This is a genomic window from Streptomyces sp. NPDC050147, from assembly GCF_040660195.1.
Taxonomy (GTDB): Bacteria; Actinomycetota; Actinomycetes; order Streptomycetales; family Streptomycetaceae; genus Streptomyces.
Window position 1 is genome coordinate 37422 of record NZ_JBFALJ010000003.1, and the last position, 19011, is coordinate 56432.

At 69.3% G+C, this 19011-nt stretch carries 11 protein-coding genes and 1 pseudogene; 4 read left to right on the forward strand and 8 right to left on the reverse strand.

Annotated elements, in window-relative coordinates; all coding sequences use genetic code 11:
* Positions 1 to 51: 51 nt before the first annotated feature.
* On the forward strand, positions 52 to 2778 hold the full coding sequence (locus AB0I94_RS06740) for a Tat pathway signal sequence domain protein (protein ID WP_363308355.1): 2727 nt from the start codon (positions 52 to 54) through the stop codon (positions 2776 to 2778).
* On the opposite strand, the gene AB0I94_RS06745 is transcribed toward AB0I94_RS06740, so the two are convergent.
* From AB0I94_RS06745 to AB0I94_RS06765, 5 genes are read right to left on the reverse strand one after another with little or no spacing between them, the layout of a single operon-like run.
* Positions 2775 to 3488, reverse strand: a complete 714-nt coding sequence (locus AB0I94_RS06745; RefSeq protein WP_363308356.1) for a hypothetical protein — start codon at positions 3486 to 3488, stop codon at positions 2775 to 2777. The genes AB0I94_RS06740 and AB0I94_RS06745 overlap by 4 nt on opposite strands.
* Positions 3485 to 5521 carry a beta-galactosidase gene (locus tag AB0I94_RS06750; protein WP_363308357.1) on the reverse strand — a complete coding sequence of 679 codons (2037 nt, stop codon included), beginning with the start codon at positions 5519 to 5521 and terminating at the stop codon, positions 3485 to 3487. The genes AB0I94_RS06745 and AB0I94_RS06750 overlap by 4 nt, the downstream gene beginning before the upstream one ends.
* A gap of 8 nt (positions 5522 to 5529) precedes the next feature.
* Positions 5530 to 6456 (reverse strand): carbohydrate ABC transporter permease, encoded by a 927-nt coding sequence (locus AB0I94_RS06755; protein ID WP_363308358.1) that lies wholly within the window; start codon positions 6454 to 6456, stop codon positions 5530 to 5532.
* Positions 6453 to 7484: an ABC transporter permease subunit gene (locus tag AB0I94_RS06760; protein WP_363308359.1), complete on the reverse strand. Its 1032-nt coding sequence runs from the start codon at positions 7482 to 7484 to the stop codon at positions 6453 to 6455. The genes AB0I94_RS06755 and AB0I94_RS06760 overlap by 4 nt, the downstream gene beginning before the upstream one ends.
* A 1-nt stretch (position 7485) precedes the next feature.
* Complete coding sequence (locus AB0I94_RS06765) at positions 7486 to 9162, reverse strand: extracellular solute-binding protein (RefSeq protein ID WP_363308360.1); 1677 nt, start codon at positions 9160 to 9162, stop codon at positions 7486 to 7488.
* Positions 9163 to 9468: 306 nt separating this feature from the next.
* On the opposite strand from AB0I94_RS06765, the gene AB0I94_RS06770 reads away from it, so the two are divergent.
* Genes AB0I94_RS06770 through AB0I94_RS06780 form a run of 3 tightly spaced genes read left to right on the forward strand, consistent with a single transcriptional unit; the run spans position 9469 to position 15482 of the window.
* Positions 9469 to 12351: a glycoside hydrolase family 3 C-terminal domain-containing protein gene (locus AB0I94_RS06770; RefSeq protein ID WP_363308361.1), complete on the forward strand. Its 2883-nt coding sequence runs from the start codon at positions 9469 to 9471 to the stop codon at positions 12349 to 12351.
* A complete protein-coding gene (gene yicI, locus AB0I94_RS06775) occupies positions 12348 to 14642 on the forward strand; it encodes an alpha-xylosidase (protein WP_363308362.1) in 2295 nt (764 codons plus the stop codon). The genes AB0I94_RS06770 and yicI overlap by 4 nt, the downstream gene beginning before the upstream one ends.
* Before the next feature lie 9 nt (positions 14643 to 14651).
* Positions 14652 to 15482, forward strand: coding sequence for a pectate lyase (locus tag AB0I94_RS06780; protein ID WP_363308363.1), 831 nt, complete (start codon positions 14652 to 14654; stop codon positions 15480 to 15482).
* Positions 15483 to 15543: 61 nt separating this feature from the next.
* On the opposite strand, the pseudogene AB0I94_RS06785 reads toward AB0I94_RS06780, so the two are convergent.
* The 3 genes and pseudogenes from AB0I94_RS06785 to mmsB form a co-directional block, all read right to left on the reverse strand.
* A pseudogene (locus tag AB0I94_RS06785) lies at positions 15544 to 16548 on the reverse strand (glycoside hydrolase family 43 protein); the annotation flags it as partial.
* A gap of 39 nt (positions 16549 to 16587) precedes the next feature.
* Complete coding sequence (locus tag AB0I94_RS06790; protein ID WP_363308364.1) at positions 16588 to 17736, reverse strand: aldose epimerase family protein; 1149 nt, start codon at positions 17734 to 17736, stop codon at positions 16588 to 16590.
* A gap of 39 nt (positions 17737 to 17775) precedes the next feature.
* The gene (mmsB, locus tag AB0I94_RS06795) at positions 17776 to 19005 is read right to left on the reverse strand and encodes a multiple monosaccharide ABC transporter permease (RefSeq protein ID WP_363308365.1); all 1230 of its coding nucleotides are present in this window, start codon (positions 19003 to 19005) and stop codon (positions 17776 to 17778) included.
* Positions 19006 to 19011 lie beyond the last annotated feature (6 nt).

Consider the following 19011-nt stretch of genomic DNA (forward strand, 5'->3'; position numbering starts at 1 on the left):
GGCCGCCCGAACCTCCTCTATGTCATGCCCATGCAAAGAGAAAGGACCGAGATGTCTCCGATCCCCCGCAGGTCCCTGCTCAAGGCCGCCGCCGTGGCCGGTGCCGCCGCGCAGTTCAGCTGGGTGCTCGGCCGAGCCGACGCGGAAGCGGCTCCCCGCGCGGCGGCGGACGAAGGCCCCGTCGGCATCGGCTGGCTGGAGAAGGGCGGCCTCGGCGCCGCCCCCGGTTCCACCTTCGGCGTCCCGTGGCCCAAGGGCGCCCACCCCGCAGGCCAGAAGTTCGCCCTGGCCACCGCCGACGGCAAGGACGTCCCCGTACAGACCTGGACCACCGCCCACTGGCCGGACGGCTCGGTCAAGTGGACGGCGCACGCGGTGGGGCCGGCGGCGGCAGGCACCGAGAAGTTCACCCTCAAGGCCGGGGAACCCGCCGCACCGGACGAGAAGATCAAGGTCACCGAGACCCGCAGGGCCATCACCGTCGACACCGGCGTGATCAAGGCCGTCATCGCCAAGGACGGCGAGAAGCTCGTCGAGTCCGTCACCCGCGACGGCGTGAAGATCGCCACCGACGGGCGGCTCGTCCTCCTGCGCCAGGCGGACCTCGACGACGGCGACCACGGCGACGCCAAGTGGCAGCGGTTCGACGGCGAGATCAGCGGCGCGAAGACCGAGCAGGACGGCCCGGTGCGCGCCGTGGTCCGCATCGACGGCAAGCACCGCAAGGGAAGCCGCGGTTGGCTGCCCTTCAGCGTGCGCCTGTACTTCTACGCGGGCGCCGACTCCTTCCGCATGGTGCACACCATCACCTACGACGGCGACGCGGAGAAGGACTTCATCCGCGGCCTGGGGGTGCGCTTCAGCGTGCCGATGCGCGACGCGGCGTACGACCGGCACATCCGCATCGCGGGCGAGGGCGAGGGCTTCCTGACCGAGGCGGTCAAGGGCATCACGGGCCTGCGCCGCGACCCGGGCGCCGCGATCCGCACCGCGCAGGTCAAGGGCGAGAAGCTGCCGGACCCGGCGACCTGGGACCAGCGCGTCACCACGCGCCTCCAGTACATCCCGACGTGGGGCGACTACACCCTCTCCCAGCTCTCGGCCGACGGGTTCACCCTGCGCAAGCGGACCAAGCCGGGGCACACCTGGATCACGGCCGGAGGCGGCGGCCGGGCGAGCGGATTCGGGTACGTGGGCGGGGTCGGCGGCGGTTTCTCCTTCGGCCTCCGGGACTTCTGGGAGAAGCACCCCGCCCAGCTCGACATCCGGGGCGCCGCCGGTGACACGGCCGAGGTCACGCTCTGGCTCTGGTCGCCCGAGGCACAGCCGATGGACCTGCGCACGTACCACGACGGCATGGGGCAGGACACCTACCCCGAGCAGATCGAGGGCCTCAACATCACCTACGAGGACTACGAACCGGGCTTCGGCACCCCGTACGGCATCGCCCGCACCAGCGAGCTGATGTTCTGGGCCAACGCGGCAACGCCCTCCGCGGCCACCCTCGTCGGCCAGGCCGCCGCCGTGCGCACCCCGCCCCAGCTGGCCGCCGCCCCCGAGCACGTGACGAAGGCGGGCGTCTTCGGCGGGCTCTTCTCACCCGTCGACCGCTCCACGCCCGCGAAGGCGACGATCGAGGACCACCTCGACTTCCTCTTCACCTACTACAAGGACCAGGCCGAACAGCGCCGCTGGTACGGCTTCTGGGACTACGGCGACATCATGCACACCTACGACGAGGACCGGCACCATTGGCGGTACGACGTCGGCGGCTACGCCTGGGACAACTCCGAGCTCTCGCCCGACCTGTGGCTCTGGTACGCCTATCTGCGCTCGGGCCGCGCCGACATCTTCCGTTTCGCCGAGGCCATGACCCGCCACACCGGCGAGGTCGACTCCTACCACCTCGGCAAGTGGGCGGGCCTCGGCACCCGGCACGGCGTGCAGCACTTCGCGGACAGCGCCAAGCAGCAGCGGATCTCCACGGCCGTCTACCGCCGCCCCTACTACTTCCTCACCGCCGACGAGCGCGTCGGCGACCTGATGCACTCCCTGGTCGACTCCGACGAGACGTTCCTCGTCCTCGACCCCCTGCGCAAGATCCGCACCGAGCCCTACGAACCCGACCGCAACGCGCTGTCCATCGGCTTCGGCACCGACTGGAGCGGACTCGCCGCGGCCTGGCTCACCGAATGGGAACGCGGCGGCCCCAAGGCGGAGAAGGCCGAGGCCCGCCTTCGCTCCACCATGGAGACCATCGCCGCCCAGCCCAACGGCTTCGTCCAGGGCAGCGGCCTCTACGACCTGGACACCGGAAGGTTCGCGGTGGCCGCCGAGCCCGCCGTCAACGTCTCCCACCTCTCCGCGATGTTCGGCCTGGTAGAGATGTGCGCCGAACTCATCGACCTCGTCGACCAGCCGAAGTTCAAGGAGGCGTGGCTGGACTACTGCCGCTACTACAACGCGACCAAGGCCGAGCAGAAGGAGCGCTACGGCAAGGACTTCGGCAGCCTGCTGCTCTTCCAGGGGCACTCCCGCCAGGACGCCTACGCCGCCGCCCAGTCGAAGGACGAGAAGCTCGCGGCGCGCGCCTGGCGGAAGTTCCACGACAGTGACGGCTATACGAAGTCGATGAGCTGGGCAAAGACGGAGGTGGAGGGTCCCGCCGTGCTGGAGCCCGGCTACGAGAACCTGCGGATCAACACCAACGAGACCGCTCTCTTCGGGCTCGCCGCCATCCAGAACCTCGCCCTGGTCGGCGACGCGCTCCCCGGCTAGCCGCCGGACACCGTGAGGGAGTTGGTGGTGAAGTCGAGCCCTCCGGCCGAACCGCTGATCTCGTAGCCGAACTGCACGTCACCGATGGTCTCGTTGCCCATCCAGCCCTTGGTGTTCTTGATCCACTTGAGGATCGGGAGGATGTCGACGGTCCCGGCGGAGGAGTCGGAGGTGCGCAGGAAGGAGAAGACCTCGTTGGCGCCGTTGGTGCCCTTGTAGACCGCCCAGGTGTGGCCGCCCAGGCTGACGGTGCCCTGGGCGGTGCCGAGCGGGCCGACGTTCCCGTTGTAGTTGACCCAGAGCATGATCTCGTAGTCGTAGTCGGTGTCCCAGATGTCGTACGAGGAGTTGTAGTCGCCCGCGGCGGGGACCTTGACGTTGTACGAGCTCTGCAGCGAAGACAGCGAGTCGACCGGCTTGCCGATGACCTTCTTGGAGTTCGGGTAGGACTTGATGCCGCTGGTGTTCGGGTGGTCGGCGCGCACGCTCCACTTGGTGCCGGAGTCCGCCGATATGCACTGGCTGCCCGCGCCCGAGCCCCAGATGTTGTTGTAGAGGGTGTAGCCGCCCAGGCTGGTGTTGCCCCACTGGTCGCAGGAGCTCCAGACGGCGGCCTGGGCGGGGGCGGAGGCGAGGCCGAGCGCCGCGCCCGCCGCCAGGGCCGGGGCGAGCAAGAGGCGGGTCAGGGTGCGGCGGGTGTGTCGTGTCATGTGTCGTCTCCAGGGTGGGGGGAGAGCCGCGGGTCCGGGGCGGAACCGCGGTCGTCGTCGGTGGCGCGGCGCAGGACGGCCACACCGTGGCGGCCGAGGGTGATCGCGTCCTCGACCGCGCGGCCGGTCAGCAGGTCGAGGTGCCGGCCCGGCACGGGCACGGTCACCTCCTCGCGGCCGTGGTGCAGGAGGAACAGGAGATGGCCGCGGCGTACGGCCTCCACTGCGCGGGGGAGGCCTGCGAGCGGGGGCCGTACGCCTGCTTCGGTGGCCACGCGCGCGAGCAGGTCGCGCAGGGCCTCGGGCTCGGGGAGCGTGGACAGGTACCAGGCGCTGTCGCGACGCAGCAGGGCGGGAAGCCCGTCGAGCTCGCCGCCCCGGTAGGCGGCGACCGTCTCGGCGCTGTCGTCGGGCAGCAGTTCCTCCGACCAGAGGGTGCCGGTGAACGCCCCGCAGTCCACGCTCTCCCCGGCCTCCAGCGGCCACCATTCGTGGACGGTGCGGATGCCGAACAGCGCGCGAAGCCGCGCGTCCATGCCGCCGGGCCGTACCCGGTCGTCCGCGTCGGCCACGCCGGTGAGGAAGCCGCAGACGAGGGCGCCTCCGTCGCGTACGTATGTCAGGAGGTTGTCGATCGCGGCGTCGGTGAGGAGGTAGAGGTGCGGGACGACGACCAGGCGGTACGGGGTCAGGTCGTGCTCGGGGTGGGCGAAGTCGACGGGGGTGTTCGCCTCCCACAGGGCGCGGTGCCAGGCGCCGAGCACCTCCGTGTAGTCGACCAGGGAGGAGGGGCGGCCCTCCTGCCCGCTCGCCCACCAGGAGTCCCAGTCGTGCAGGACAGCCACCTCGGCCGTGACGCGCGTACCCACCACCTCGGGCCCCACCCGGGCCAGTTCGGCACCCAGCTCCTTGACCTCCTGGAAGGTGCGGCCGTGCTCGCCCGCGTGGCTCACCATCCCGGAGTGGAACTTCTCCGCGCCCTGCCGGGACTGGCGCCACTGGAAGTAGCAGACGGCGTCGGCGCCGCGCGCCACCGCCTGCCAGGACCAGAGGCGATTCAGGCCGCGTGGCTTGGGGTGGTTCACGCCGCGCCAGTTGACCGGTCCCGCCGCCTGCTCCATCAGCATCCACGGACCACCGCGCGCCTGAGAGCGCGTCATGTCCTGTACCAGCGCTCCCTGATGGGCGCCGAGCGGATTCTTGGGGTCGGGGTAGAGGTCGACGGAGACGACGTCCTCCTGCGTGGCCCACATCCACGCGTCCTGCCCCGACCACAGCGGCATGAAGTTGGTGGTGACCGGCAGGTGCGGGGTGTGTGCGGTGACGATGTCCCGCTCGGCGCGGTAGCAGTCGAGGAGGGCGTCGGACGTGAAGCGCTTGAAGTCCAGGACCTGGGTCGGGTTCTTCAGATAGTGGGCGCGGCGGGGTGGCAGGATCTCCGCCCAGGCGTCGTAGCCCTGTCCCCAGAAGGCGCTTCCCCAGGCCGTGTTGAGCGCGTCGAGCGAGGGGTATTTCGCCTGGAGCCAGCGGCGGAACGCGGCCGCCGCCTCGTCGCCCCAGTCGTAGGTGCAGTACTCGTTGTTGATGTGCCACATGGTGAGCGCGGGGTGGTGCGCGTACCGGGCCGCCAGGTCCTCGGTGATCGCGGCGGCGTACCTGCGGTAGACGGCGCTGGAGTGCGCGAAGTGCTGGCGCGACCCCCACCACTCCACCTGCCCGTTCTCGTCCCTCGGCAGCGTCTCGGGGTGCAGGCGGCCGAGCCAGGGCGGGGGAGCGGAGGTCGGTGTGGCGAGGACGACGCCGATGCCGTGCTCGTGCAGCAGCTCCATCAGCCGGTCCAGCCAGCCGAACTCCCGCACGCCCGGGCGCGGTTCGAGCCGCGCCCAGGAGAAGACGCCGACGGTGACGGAGTTGACCGCGGCCTCGCGCATCAGGCGTACGTCGTCGAGCCAGACCTCCTCGGGCCACTGCTCGGGGTTGTAGTCGCCGCCGAACAGGATCCGGCCGCGGGTGGCGTCGTCGAGGGAAGGCATCGGTGAGGTCAGCCCTTCACTGCGCCGGTGAGCATGCCCTGCTTGAAATGCCGCTGCACGAACGGCGACAGGACGGCGACCGGCAGGAGCGCGAGGACCATCACGGCCATCTGGATGGCGAGCGGTGACAGGTGACCCGTATTGATCGCCTGGGCCAGGCCCGTCGGCCTCTGCTGCTTGATCACGAGCTGCTGCATGACGTTCTGCAGGGGCATCATGTCCGGGTCGCTGAGATAGATCGACGCGTTGAACCACGCGCTCCAGTACCCCACCGCGTAGAAGAGGGTGATCACCGCGATCACCGCGCGGGACAGCGGCATGACGATCCGCCACAGGATGCGCAGGTCCCCGGCCCCGTCGATGCGGGCGCTCTCGATCAGTTCCTGTGCCGTGCCCATGAAGAAGGCCCGCAGGACGAGAATGTTGAAGACGTTCAGGGCGCTCGGCAGGATCAGTGACAGATAGGTGTCCGTGAGGCCGAGGCCCTGCACGACGAGATAGGTGGGGATGAGCCCGGCGCCGAAGAACATCGTGGCGACGATGACGAGCAGGATCGGGCGGTGCAGGACCGATCCCGGGCGCGAGAGTCCGTAGGCGCACAGGACGGACACCACCATGCTGAAGAGCGTGCCGACGACCGTGACACCCACGCTGACCAGCGTGGCACGCGACACCTGGCCGCCGCCGAGCAGCTCCTGGTAGTGCACGAAGGTGACGCCCCGGGGAATCACCACCAGACCGCCCGTCTCGGTGATCGTCTTCACCGAGGAGAGGCTGGTGACGACCACCACCCACACCGGGAAGAGGACGGCCAGACAGACCAGGGTCAGTGTGACGCCCTTGGTGGCGAGGCCGGCCCGGGTCGGGGGCTCCTCCCACACCGGGCGCAGGCCGGACCTGCTGCCCGGCTTGATGCCGAAGTTCAGCACGCTCATCGCTTGTACACCCCCTGCTCGCCCATGAGGTGGGCGGCCTTGTTGGCGCCGAGCACCATCAGGAGGCCGAAGACGCCCTTGACGATGCCGATGGCGGCGCCGTAGCCGAAGTTGCCGTTGTCCAGGCCGGTGTTCCACACATAGGTGTCGAGGACCTCGGAGGCCGAGGGGCCCACCGCGGTGCGCTGGAGCAGGATCTGCTCGAAGCCGACCGTCAGCGCGTTGCCGACCTGGAGCACGAGGAGCAGGGCCACCACCGGGCGCAGCGCGGGCAGCTGGATGTGCCACATGCGCCGCCAGCGGTTCGCGCCGTCCATCGCCGAGGCCTCGTACAGGTCGGGGCTGACGGCGGCGAGCGCGGCGAGGAAGACGATGACGCCCCAGCCCGCGTCCTTCCAGACCATCTCGAAGGTGACCAGGAACTTGAAGAGGCCCGGGTCGGTCATCAGGTCGAAGCCCTCGTGCCCGTGGTCCCGCAGGACCTGCGCGACGAGGCCTGCCCCGCCGAACATCTGCTGGAAGACCGTGATGACGAGGACCCAGGAGAAGAAGTGCGGCAGATAGAGGATCGCCTGGGCGACCGCCCGCACCCGGGGCCGCACGAAGCTGTTGATGAACAGCGCGAGCGCGATCGGCAGCGGGAAGAACAGCGTCAGCTGGATCGCGAAGATCGCGAGGGTGTTCCTGACCGCCTGCCAGAACAGCCGGTCATCGACCATGCGCTGGAAGTGCTCGACACCGACCCAGGGGCTCTGCGTCATCGCCTGGAACGCGTTGTCGGCGATGTAGGGGTCGTAGTCCTGGAAGGCGACGACGTTGCCGACCAGCGGGACGTAGTTGAAGACGAACAGGAGCAGCAGCGCGGGCAGCACCATCAGGAGCAGGACGCGGTCGCGGCGCAGCCGGTGCCGCAGGGGGACGCGGGGCGGTGCCTTCTTCTTCGGGGGCGGGGTTTCGGCGGGCGCGGCGGCCCCGGAGGGTGCCCGCCCGGGGGTGGTGTCGCGCGCGTGAGTGGTGCTCTGCGCCATGTCAGGACGCCGAGTCGCCGGTCTCGTCGAGCAGCTTCTTGTACCAGTCGCGCAGCTTGTCGCCGCCGCCCGACTTCCAGTCCGACGCCGCACGCTGCATGTCGGAGACCTTTTTGCGGCCCCGCACGATGTCCTTCTCCAGGTCCTCGAACTCGGCGTTCAGCTCGGTGTACCGGGTCGGTTCGATGATCATCATGCCGTGGAAGAGCGGCTTCCTCGTGTGCGCGCCCTGCCGCTGCTGCCACCCGACCATGCCCTCGGTGACGTCCGGCAGGTCGGGGTAGGCCACGAAGGGCGCGGGCGACGCCAGGTACTCGTACGTCGAGAAGACCTCGTTGTTGCCCTTGCCGTTCTTGGTGAGGACGCCGTCCTCGTACGTGTGGTGGACGCCCTCGACGCCGTACATGCGAAGGCGCTGCTCCTTGGAGCCGTAGGGCGCGGCCGTGTAGTTGGCGAGGGCGAGGATGTCGCGAACGGTCTTCTCGTCGGCCTTCTCACTGATGAACGTCCAAATGTCGGCCGGCGGACGCGCGTACAGCGTGGGCTCGCCGCCGTCGGCGGAGAAGTAGTCGAACGCCTCCATGCGGAACTTCTTGTTGTCCACGCGCTGCACGGCCGCCTTGCCGTACCAGTCGGAGAGGTCCTGGCAGTACATCCAGACCTTGCCCGCCGCGCACAGGTCGCCGATGCTGCCCGTCTCCGCCTTCGCGTCCGGGTGGACGAAGCCCGCCGAGTAGAGCTTGCGCGACCACTCCAGGGCTTCGAGGTACTCGTCGGTCTCGTAGCGGTTGACGAGCTTGCCGCCGACGCGCTTCCAGTAGTACGGCTTCTCGGGGAGCACTCCGAAGATGTTCCAGGCCGCCCAGCTCATGTCGCCGCACGCCCACACCTTGCTCTTGGGTGCGTTGAGCTGCTTGCACAGGTCGTAGAACTCCTGGGCGCTGGTGGGCGCTTCGAGTCCCTCCTTCTCGAAGAGGTCCGTGCGGTAGAACGGCGCGATGTTCGGAGTGGTGGCGGAGGGCATCGGCAGGCCGCGCAGCTTGCCGCCGAAGATGGAGCGCTGCCAGGCGCCGCTCGGGATCGCCGCGAGGTTCGGGTACTCCTTGACCTTGTCGCCGCTCAAGTACGGTCCGAGGTCGGCGAACTTGTTGGCGATGGCGCTCGGTATCTTGCCGGTCAGCTCCCAGCCGGGGATGACCACGGCGTCCGGAACACCGCTGGAAGCGAGGACGGCCCCCAGCTTCTGGCCGTACGTGTCGCCCTGCTGGTTCTGCCACTTGACGCGGACACCTGCTGCTTCGTCCATCGCCGTCCAGTAGGGGTTGCTCTGCTTGGGCACGTTCCCCCAGATCGGCGCCATGACGGTGAACTCGCCGCCCTTGCCCAGCTTCTTGGGCACCGACTCCTTCAGCCGGGAGGCGGGCAGGGCCTTGGTGAAGCCCGCCGCCGAGCCGTTCTTGGCGGGGATGTCCGGGCTCACGACCTCCGACGCGGTGTACGCGGGGAGCAGGTCCTTGAGCTTCTTCCCCGTCGTGGTGCCCTCGTTCTTCGACCCGCTGCCTCCGCAGGCGGTGAGCAGAGGAGCTCCGCCGGCCACCGCGAGCGCGGCGAGGCCCGAGGAGGCGAGGAAGGTTCTCCGGCTCGAACGAGAGCTGCTGGAGAGAGAGTTCGGCGTCATTGCGTCAACCCTTCGTGGCGCGTGCCCGGACACACGGCGGTCACCGCCGGTCGGCTTTCGAAGCGCTTCGATGTTGCAGCGAGGTTAAGTGAAGGCACGGCCCGTCACAAGAGCCGGTCCCGAATTCCTCGCAACCGTGCGCCAGTTGCACGACAGCCCAGGGTTAGGGGGTCGCGCGGTGACACGTGACCGTTGCCTTGACATCGGCTCGGACTGCACAGAGCATCGAAGCGCTTCGAAGAACGTCGAGGTGTACGCGAACGATTTGCCTCCTCCGTGCCCGCCGCTCGCCAAGGGGATCCGCACGTGACCGCAAGCCCGCCACCGCTCCGCGACCCGGAACCGCTGCCGTTCCACGACCCCGAACTGCCCCTGGTCCAGCGCGTGGACGACCTCCTGTCCCGGTTGACCACCGGCGAACGCATCGCGCTCCTGCACCAGTTCACGCCCGCCGTCGAGCGGCTCGGCATCGCCCCGTTCCGCACCGGCCAGGAGGCCCTGCACGGCGTCGCCTGGATGGGTCCCGCCACCGTCTTCCCGCAGGCGGTCGGCCTCGGCGCCACCTGGAACGACGACCTCGTACGCCGCGTCGGCGAGGCCGTCGCCACCGAGGCGCGAGCCATGCGCGCACGGGACGACCGCGTCGGCCTCAACCTCTGGGCGCCCACGGTCAACCTCCTGCGTCATCCGCTGTGGGGCAGGAACGAGGAGGGCTACTCGGAGGACCCCAGGCTCACCTCCGCCATCGCCGTCGCGTACACCCGGGGGCTGCGCGGCGACCATCCGCTCCACTGGCGCACCGCCCCCGTGCTCAAACACTGGCTGGCCCACAACAACGAGACACGCAGGGACACCTCGTCCGCGTCCGTGCGCCCGCGCGTCCTGCACGAGTACGACCTGCGGGCCTTCCGTACCGCCGTGGAGGCGGGTGCCGTGGCCGGGGTGATGCCCGCGTACAACCTGGTCAACGGCCGCCCCAACCACCTCTCGCCCTACCTCCGCGAGCATCTGCGCACCTGGACCGACCAGGAGCTGCTCGTCTGCTCCGACGCGGGCGCGCCCAGCAACCTCGTGGACTCCGAGAAGTACTTCGACACCCACGAGGAGGCGACCGCGGCGGCGCTCGTCGCGGGCGTGGACAGCTTCACCGACCACGGCACCGACGCGAGCCTCATCACCGGGCGCATCCAACGCGCCCTGGAACGAGGTTTGTTGACAGAGGCCGACATCGACACGGCGGTCCGCCGGCACCTGTCCGTCCGCTTCCGGCTCGGCGAGTTCGATCCCGGCCAGGGGCCGTACGCGGACCCGGCATCGCACGCCTTCGACACCCCCGGACACCGCGCGCTCGCCCAGGAAGCCGCCGAGCAGGCCGTCGTCCTGCTGAAGAACGACGGGCTGCTCCCGCTGGACGAAGGAACCCGGATCGCGGTCGTCGGACTCCTGGCCGACGAGTGCAAGACCGACTGGTACAGCGGCACCCTGATCCACCGCAGCACCCCCCTCGACGGAGTGCGCGAGCGGTTCGGCGCCGACCGCGTGACCTTCACCGAAGGCGCCGACCGGGTGCGCCTGAAGTGCCCGGCCGGATGGCTCCGCGTGCCGCACTCCGAGGAGGACGACCGGGAGCGGGCCGCCGAGATCGCCCTGGACCCGGCGCTGCTCGCGGGCCGCACCGATCTGCCGCCGCTCACCTGCGGCCCCGAGCCGACCGAGTTCGCCCTCGTCGACTGGGGAGGCGGCACATGGACGCTGCGCGCGCCCGGCGGCCGCTACCTGTCGGTCGCCGACGACGGCTTCGTGCGCGCGTCGGCGGACCAGCCCGGCGGCTGGGTCGTACAGGAGACATTCGCGCTGGTCGACCACGGGGACGGCTACCTCATCGCGCACACAGGGACGGGTGGGTACGTCTCTGTCGCCGCCGACGGCGTGAAGGTTGCCGACGAGCCCGAGGTCTTCACCGTGGAGTTCGTGGAGCGCGGCGAGGACGCCGTGGCCCGCGCCGCCGCCCAGGCCGACACGGTCCTCGTCCTCGCCGGGAACGACCCCCACATCAACGGCCGCGAGACCGAGGACCGCGCCACGCTCGCCCTGCCACCCCACCAGGACCGCCTCTGGCGCGCGGCCCGGGCCGCCAACCCCCGCACCGCGCTCGCCCTGGTCTCGGCCTACCCCTACGCGGTCACCGACGCCCAGAGCGAGCTGCCCGCACTGCTGTGGACCGCGCACGGCGGCCAGGCCGCGGGCACCGCGCTCGCCCGGGTGCTCGCGGGTGACGTGTCCCCGGCCGGACGCCTCCCGCAGACCTGGTACGCGGCCGACGCCGACCTGCCGGACCTGCTCGACTACGACGTCATCGGCTCCCGGCAGACCTACCTCTACTTCGACAAGACCCCTCTCTACCCCTTCGGGCACGGCCTGGGGTACTCCTCCTTCGCGTACGAGGACCTGGTGGCCGAGCGCGAAGGGGACTCGCTCCGCGTCGCGTTCACGCTCACCAACACCGGGCGCCTTCCCGCGGACGAGGTGGCCCAGGTCTACACCCGGGCGCCTCGGGAAGCCGCCGCGCTCTTCGACCTGCCGCACCGGCAGCTCGCCGCGCACCGCCGCGTCCACCTCGCGGCCGGCGCCTCCTGCCGCCTGGAGTTCCAACTGCCGCTGGCCGACGTGGCGTTCTGGGACGTGCGGCACGATCTCTGGGCCCTGGCACCTGGCGCGCACGAGATTCTCGCCGGGGCCTCCAGCGCCGACATCCGGCTCACCGGGACCGTGGACGTCGAAGGCGACCCGATCCCCGCGAGGCCGATGTGGCGGACCGGCGGCCTCCGGGCGAGCGGCTACGACGAACAGAACGGCACAGAGATCGTCGACCGAACCAGGACGGCAGGCGACTGCGTACGCCCCCTGGACGACGGGACAGGTGAACTGCTCTTCCGCGCCTGCGACTTCGGCGACGGCGTGAGCGGCGTGTCGGTCGAGGCCGCGGGCTCCGGAGCCGTCGACCTCATCTCGGGCAGCACCGCCACCACCGTCACCGTCCCGGCGACCGGCGGCATCTACGACTACGCCACCCTCACCTCCGGCTTCACCGCCTTCGGAGTACGCGATCTGCGCGTGCGGCTGCGCGGCCCCCTGCGGCTCGCCCGGCTCACCTTCACCACCACTGACCGGCCGAGGGAGACCGCATGAAGTTCACCGACGGCTTCTGGCTGATGCGTGACGGGGTGCGCGCCTCGTACGCGACCGACGTGCGCGACGTGCGGGCAGGGGAGGGGCGGTTCACCGCGTACGCCGCCGTCCACCGGGTCCGCGAGCGCGGCGACACCCTCAACACGCCGCTCGTCACCGTCGAATGCTTCTCGCCCGCCGAAGGCGTGATCGGCATCCGGACGACCCACCACGCGGGAAAGGCCGCCCCCGGACCGGAGTTCGGCCTCAACGCCACCGAAGGCACCGGACTCCTCAAGCGCGAGGGCACGGTCACCGAACTCACCAGCGGACCGCTCACCGTCCGCCTGGACAGCGACAAACCCTGGGGCCTCGAATTCCTCGACGCCGACAGGCAGCGGCTGACGGCCGTCGAGCGCAGAGGCACCGGCTTCGCCACCGCGCCCGACGGCAGCCACCACATGCTCGGCCAACTCACCCTGGGAGTCGGCGAGTACATCTACGGCCTCGGCGAACGCTTCACCCCCTACATCAAGAACGGCCAGAACGTCGACATCTGGCAGGCCGACGGCGGCACCAGCAGCGAGCAGGCCTACAAGAACATCCCCTTCCACCTCTCCTCGCGCGGCTACGGGGTCTTCGTCAACCACCCCGGCAAGGTCTCCTACGAGATCGGCTCCGAGTCCGTCGGCCAGGTCCAGTTCAGCGTCGAGGACCAGTCGATCGAGTACTACGTCATCGCCGGGCCCACCCCCAAGGACGTCCTGCGCCGCTACACCGCGCTGACCGGCCGCCCCGCGCTGCCGCCCGCCTGGTCCTTCGGCCTGTGGCTGACGACCTCCTTCTGCACCCCCTACGACGAGGAGACCGTCACGGCCTTCGTCGACGGCATGGCCGAGCGCGACATCCCGCTTGGCGTCTTCCACTTCGACTGCTTCTGGATGCGTGAGTACCAGTGGACGGACTTCCGCTGGGATCCGGAGGTCTTCCCCGACCCCGAGGGCATGCTGCGCAGGCTCCGCGAGCGCGGGCTCAAGGTCAGCATGTGGATCAACCCCTACATCGCGCAGAAGTCTGCGCTCTTCGCCGAGGCGGCCACCGAGGGGTACCTCGTACGCCGCTCGAACGGCGACATCTGGCAGTGGGACCTCTGGCAGCCCGGCATGGCGCTCGTGGACTTCACGAACCCGGCCGCACGCGAGTGGTACTCGGGCCACCTGCGCAACCTGCTCGACCAAGGAGTCGACAGCTTCAAGACGGACTTCGGCGAACGCGTCCCCACCGACGTCGTCTGGCACGACGGCTCGGACCCCGCACGCATGCACAACTACTACGCGCAGCTCTACAACAGCACGGTCTTCGAACTGCTGGAGAAGGAGCGCGGCCCGGGTGAGGCGGTGCTCTTCGCCCGCTCGGCAACGGCCGGCGGCCAGCAGTTCCCCGTCCACTGGGGCGGCGACTGCTTCGCCTCGCTGGGCGCGATGGCCGAGTCGCTGCGCGGCGGCCTGTCCCTCTCACTCTCCGGCTTCGGCTTCTGGAGCCACGACATCGGCGGCTTCGAGGGCACCCCGGACCCGGCGGTCTTCAAACGCTGGCTCGCCTTCGGGCTGCTCTCCTCGCACAGCCGCCTGCACGGCAACGTCTCCTACCGGGTGCCGTGGGCGTTCGGTGACGAAGCGGTCGAGGTGGCCCGCAAGTTCACGCGGCTCAAGCACCGCCTCATGCCGTACCTGTACGGAACCGCCGTCGAGGCCCACCGCACGGGCGTCCCCGTCATGCGTCCGATGCTCCTGGAGTTCCCGGCCGACCCCTCCTGCCGCACCCTGGACCGCCAGTACATGCTCGGCCCCGACCTCCTGGTCGCCCCCGTCTTCACCGCCGAGGGGGACGTCGAATTCTACCTGCCCGAGGGCACCTGGACCCATCTCCTGACCGGCGAGAGGGTCCAGGGCCCGGGCTGGCGCCGGGAGACCCACGGTTTCGACAGCCTCCCCCTGTACGTGCGTCCCGGTGCGCTGCTTCCCCTGGGCGCCGACGAGCAGCGCGCCGACGGTGACTGGCTGCGGGACCTCACGCTCCTGGTCACCCCGGACACGGAGAACGGCACCGAGATCACCATTCCCGACCTGGAGGGGCGGCCCGCGGCCGTCTTTTGCGCGGTACGGGACGGCGACGAGGTCCGAGTGACCGCGGAGGGGACCACACGGCCCTTCGAGGTGCGGACGGCGGCGGATTGGCCGGAACAACAGCGGCAACCTTTTGGCGGGCGGCGGCGACAAGGACATGCAAGCTGTCCACCACCGAAGGAATGATTCGGGAACATGACCCCACGAGCGACCAAGCGCGTCCGTCATCGCCGAGGTCTCACCAAGCGCCGCGCCGTAGTCGGCGGCATCGCCGCGCTCGGCATGACCGGCGCCGCTCTCGTCACCAGCACCATGATGTCGACCGCGGGTGCGGCCACCGCCTGGCCCGGGGCCAAGGGCGAGAAGCCGACGTCCAAGACCATCGAGGTCTCCGGCACCTACGACGGCGGCCTCAAGCGCCACTACGGCACCGGCGACCTGGGCGGCGACGGCCAGGACGAGGGCCAGGACCCGGTCTTCAAGCTGAAGGACGGCGCGGTCCTCAAGAACGTCATCCTCGGCTCCCCGGCCGCGGACGGCGTCCACTGCCAGGGCAGCTGCACGCTGCAGAACGTGTGGTGGGAGGACGTCGGCGAGGACGCGGCCACGTTCAAGGGGACGTCGGCGGGCTCGACGTACACCGTCTACGGCGGCGGCGCGAAGAAGGCCGACGACAAGGTCTTCCAGTTCAACGGCGCGGGCAAGCTCGTCGTGACGAAGTTCCAGGTCTCCGACTTCGGCAAACTGGTGCGCGCCTGCGGCAACTGCTCCAAGCAGTACCAGCGGAACATCATCGTGAACGACGTCGACATCACCGCCCCCGGCAAGTCGATCGTCGGCATCAACACCAACTACGGTGACACGGCCGCGCTGCGCAACATCCGCATCCACGGCGACGGCAACAAGAAGATCGCCACCTGCGACCGCTTCACCGGCAACAACACCGGTGCCGAGCCGCGCAAGACGGGCACGGGCCCCGACGGCAAGTACTGCAAGTTCACTGCCGCGGACATCAGCTACAAGTAGCGGCACACACCACTGCGGCACGGCCACCCCCCGGCCGTGCCGCAGTGCTGTTTCAGCTGCCCAGCAGCCGGTCGTACTCGGCCTGCGTCACCGGCAGGACCGTGCCGTGCCGGGCGCCCGGTGGCAGGACGGCGTTCTTCGTCTGCGTCCACTCGCCCGACGCGAGGTCCTGCGTCTCGAAGAGGACGTAACCCCGCCCGCCGAACTCGTCGATGAGCATGTACCACGTGTCCCCGGTGTTGGACCTGAACACCGCGGGCCCCTCGCCCCGGTCGATCACACCCTTCCCGATGCAGTCGGCCACGAAGGCGTACGACGTGTCCGTCAGCTTCCTCGACTTCTCCGCGGTGATGAACTTCGAGCAGGGAGTGCCCGAAGCCGGGTCCCGCTCGTCCTTGGTGAAGCGGTAGTAGTCGCGGCCGTCCTTCACCACGGTGGAGTCGATCACCGAGTAGCCCGGATCGTTCCAGACCTTGGGCTCGCTGAAGGTGCGGAAGTCCTTCGTCGTCGCGTACAGCATCTTGTTGTACGTCGAGCCGGTGTGGTCCGGATCGTCGGCGCCGTAGACCTTGGAGGCCCAGAAGACGACGTACGACTTCAGCTTCTTGTCGTAGTACGCCTCCGGGGCCCAGGTGTTGCCCGCCGTGTCCGGGGCGACCTTCACCAGGCGCTGGTCGGTCCAGTGGACCAGGTCGGTCGACTCCCACACCATGATGGACTTGCTGCCGGTGCGCTGGACCTGGTCCCAGCTGCCGCCACTGCCGCCGTGCATCCGCAGGTCGGTGGCGATCTGGTAGAACTTGTCGCCCTTCGGGGAGCGGATGATGAACGGGTCGCGCAGCCCCTTGGTGCCGAGCTGCGAGGTCAGCACCGGCTTTCCGTCGTTCAACTCCCGGTACTGGGTCGGGTCGTTCCCTCGGCTGAGAGCCATGCGGATCTGCTCGCCGTCCGCTGTGCCCTCGCCGGTGAAGTAGCTGAAGAGGTAGCCCGCGTACTTCTGCTTGGCATGGGCCGGCTCGGCATGGGCCGGCTCCGCGTGCGCGGGAGTCGCGAGCAGACCGGCCATCAGGGCAAGGAGCGGGAACAGAATTTTTGCCCGCACGGCTCAGCGCGCCGAAAAGCTGTGGACCGTGCTCGACCGGTAGGTCTGGCCGGGCCGCAGCACCGTCGAGGGGAACTTCGGCTGGTTGGGGGAGTCCGGGAAGTGCTGGGTCTCCAGGCACAGGCCGTCACCCTGCCGGTAGGTGCGCCCCGAAGGCCCGGTGAGGGTGCCGTCCAGGAAGTTCCCGGAGTAGAACTGCACGCCCGGCTCGGTGGTGGCGATCTTCATGGAGCGGCCCGACTCCGGGTCACGCAGCGTCGCGAAGTGTTCGGGGTGCTTGGTGATGCCCTTGTCCAGGACCCAGTTGTGGTCGAAGCCCTTGGCGGTCACCAACTGCTCGTGCGAGACCCTGATGTCCTCGCCGACGGTCTTGGCGCGCCGGAAGTCGAACGGAGTGCCCGCCACCTTCGCAAGCTCGCCTGTTGGGATGAGACCGGAGTCCGTGGGCGTGAACCGGGAAGCGGCCAGGCTCAGTTCGTGGTCGTAGATGCCGCCGCTGCCCTCGCCCGCGAGGTTGTAGTACGTGTGGTTCGTCAGGTTCACCACGGTGGCCTTGTCCGTGGTCGCCGCGTAGTCGATGCGCCAGTCGCCGCGCGCGGTGAGGGTGTACGTCACGGTCACCCGCAGCGTGCCGGGGTAGCCCATCTCCCCGTCGACGCTCGTGTAGTGCATACGCAGGCCTACGCCGGAGGAGTCCGTGAACGGCTCCACGTCCCACACCCGCGTGTCGAAACCCTTGGCCCCGCCGTGCAAACTGTTCTCGCCGTCGTTCACGGAGAGCTGATGGGTCTTGCCGTCAAGCGTGAAGCGGCCCTTGGCGATGCGGTTGCCGTAGCGGCCGATCGTCGCGCCGAAGAACGTGGTTCCGGCGACGTACGCCTCGATGGTGTCGTACCCGAGGGAGACGTTGGTGTACCGGCCGCGGCGGTCCGGCAGTTCGAGGGACTGCACGATGCCGCCGTACGAAAGCACCTTCATGCGGGTGCCGCCGTTGGCCAGTGACCAGCGGTACACCTTGGTGCCGTCGGCGAGCTTGCCGAAGAGTTCCTTCACGGGCTTCTTGCCTTCCGCGGCGTACGAGGTGCCCGCGACGGCGGCGGTGAGGCCGACGGCGGCAGCCGAGGCGAGGACGGTGCGTCTGCTCGTTTCCATGTGCGGCTCCTATAAGGGAAGTTGACCGGGAGGGTGGTGCTAACGACCGACCTTGCGTTTGTTCCATACGTCGAACCCGACGGCGGCCAGCAGGACGAGACCCTTGATGACCTGCTGGTAGTCGGTGCCGATGTTGACCAGGGACATGCCGTTGTTCAGGACACCGAGTACCAGGCCGCCGATCACGGCGCCCATCACCGTGCCGACGCCGCCGCTCATCGACGCGCCGCCGATGAACGCGGCCGCGATCGCCTCGAGTTCGAAGTTCAGGCCCGCCTGCGGAGTGCCCGCGTTCAGGCGCGCCGCGTACACACAGCCCGCGAGCGCGGCGAGGACGCCCATGTTGACGAAGATCAGGAAGGTGACGCGCTTGTCCTTGACGCCGGACAGCTTCGCCGCCGCCTTGTTGCCGCCGAGGGCGTACACGTGGCGCCCGACGACCGCGTTGCGCATCACGTAACCGAGGGCGATCAGGAGGCCGCACATGATGAGCAGCACGACGGGTACGCCGTGGAAGCTCGCCAGGGTCAGCGTGAAGGCGATGACCGCGGCGCTGATCGCCACCAGCTTGGTCACCCACAGGCTCGTCGGCGTCACGTCGAGGTCGTAGGCGAGCTGCTGCTTGCGGCTGCGCCATTCGCGGAAGAGCAGGAAGGCGACCGTCACGAATCCGAGGACCAGCGTCGGGTTGTGGTACTGCGTGTACGGGCCCATCTCGGGGATGAACCCCTTGGCGATGTTCTGGAAGCCCTCGGGGAACGGCGAGAGCGACTGGCCCTCGAGGACGATCTGCGTGAGACCGCGGAAGAGCAGCATGCCGGCCAGCGTCACGATGAACGACGGGATACCGACGTACGCGATGAAGAAGCCCTGCCACGCTCCCGCCACCGCGCCGATGAGCAGCGAGAGGACGAGCGCGAGCACCCAGGGCATGTCGTGTTTGACCATCATCACCGCCGACATGGCGCCGACGAAGGCGACGAGGGAGCCGACGGACAGGTCGATGTGGCCGGCGATGATGACGATCATCATGCCGATGGCCAGGATGAGGATGTAGCCGTTCTGCTGGATCAGGTTGGACACGTTGTTCGGCAGGAGCAGCGTGCCGTCGGTCCAGATCTGGAACAGGATGACGATGAAGGCCAGGGCGACGAGCATGCCGTACTGGCGCATGTTGGAGCGCACGCTCCGCAGGAGCAGAGCACCGGCGGAATCCTTGGCGGGCGGCGTGGACGAGGTGTCGCGTGGCGGCGTGGTCGTGGTGGTCATGGCGGA

What these genes read in the sequence shown, in the direction of transcription:
- AB0I94_RS06760 (WP_363308359.1), bottom strand. Translation starts at nt 7,484, where the DNA reads ATGGCGCAGAGCACCACTCACGCGCGCGACACCACCCCCGGGCGGGCA.
- AB0I94_RS06765 (WP_363308360.1), bottom strand. Translation starts at nt 9,162, where the DNA reads ATGACGCCGAACTCTCTCTCCAGCAGCTCTCGTTCGAGCCGGAGAACC.
- AB0I94_RS06790 (WP_363308364.1), bottom strand. Translation starts at nt 17,736, where the DNA reads ATGGAAACGAGCAGACGCACCGTCCTCGCCTCGGCTGCCGCCGTCGGC.
- AB0I94_RS06745 (WP_363308356.1), bottom strand. Translation starts at nt 3,488, where the DNA reads ATGACACGACACACCCGCCGCACCCTGACCCGCCTCTTGCTCGCCCCG.
- mmsB (WP_363308365.1), bottom strand. Translation starts at nt 19,005, where the DNA reads ATGACCACCACGACCACGCCGCCACGCGACACCTCGTCCACGCCGCCC.
- yicI (WP_363308362.1), top strand. Translation starts at nt 12,348, where the DNA reads ATGAAGTTCACCGACGGCTTCTGGCTGATGCGTGACGGGGTGCGCGCC.
- AB0I94_RS06755 (WP_363308358.1), bottom strand. Translation starts at nt 6,456, where the DNA reads ATGAGCGTGCTGAACTTCGGCATCAAGCCGGGCAGCAGGTCCGGCCTG.
- AB0I94_RS06740 (WP_363308355.1), top strand. Translation starts at nt 52, where the DNA reads ATGTCTCCGATCCCCCGCAGGTCCCTGCTCAAGGCCGCCGCCGTGGCC.
- AB0I94_RS06750 (WP_363308357.1), bottom strand. Translation starts at nt 5,521, where the DNA reads ATGCCTTCCCTCGACGACGCCACCCGCGGCCGGATCCTGTTCGGCGGC.
- AB0I94_RS06780 (WP_363308363.1), top strand. Translation starts at nt 14,652, where the DNA reads ATGACCCCACGAGCGACCAAGCGCGTCCGTCATCGCCGAGGTCTCACC.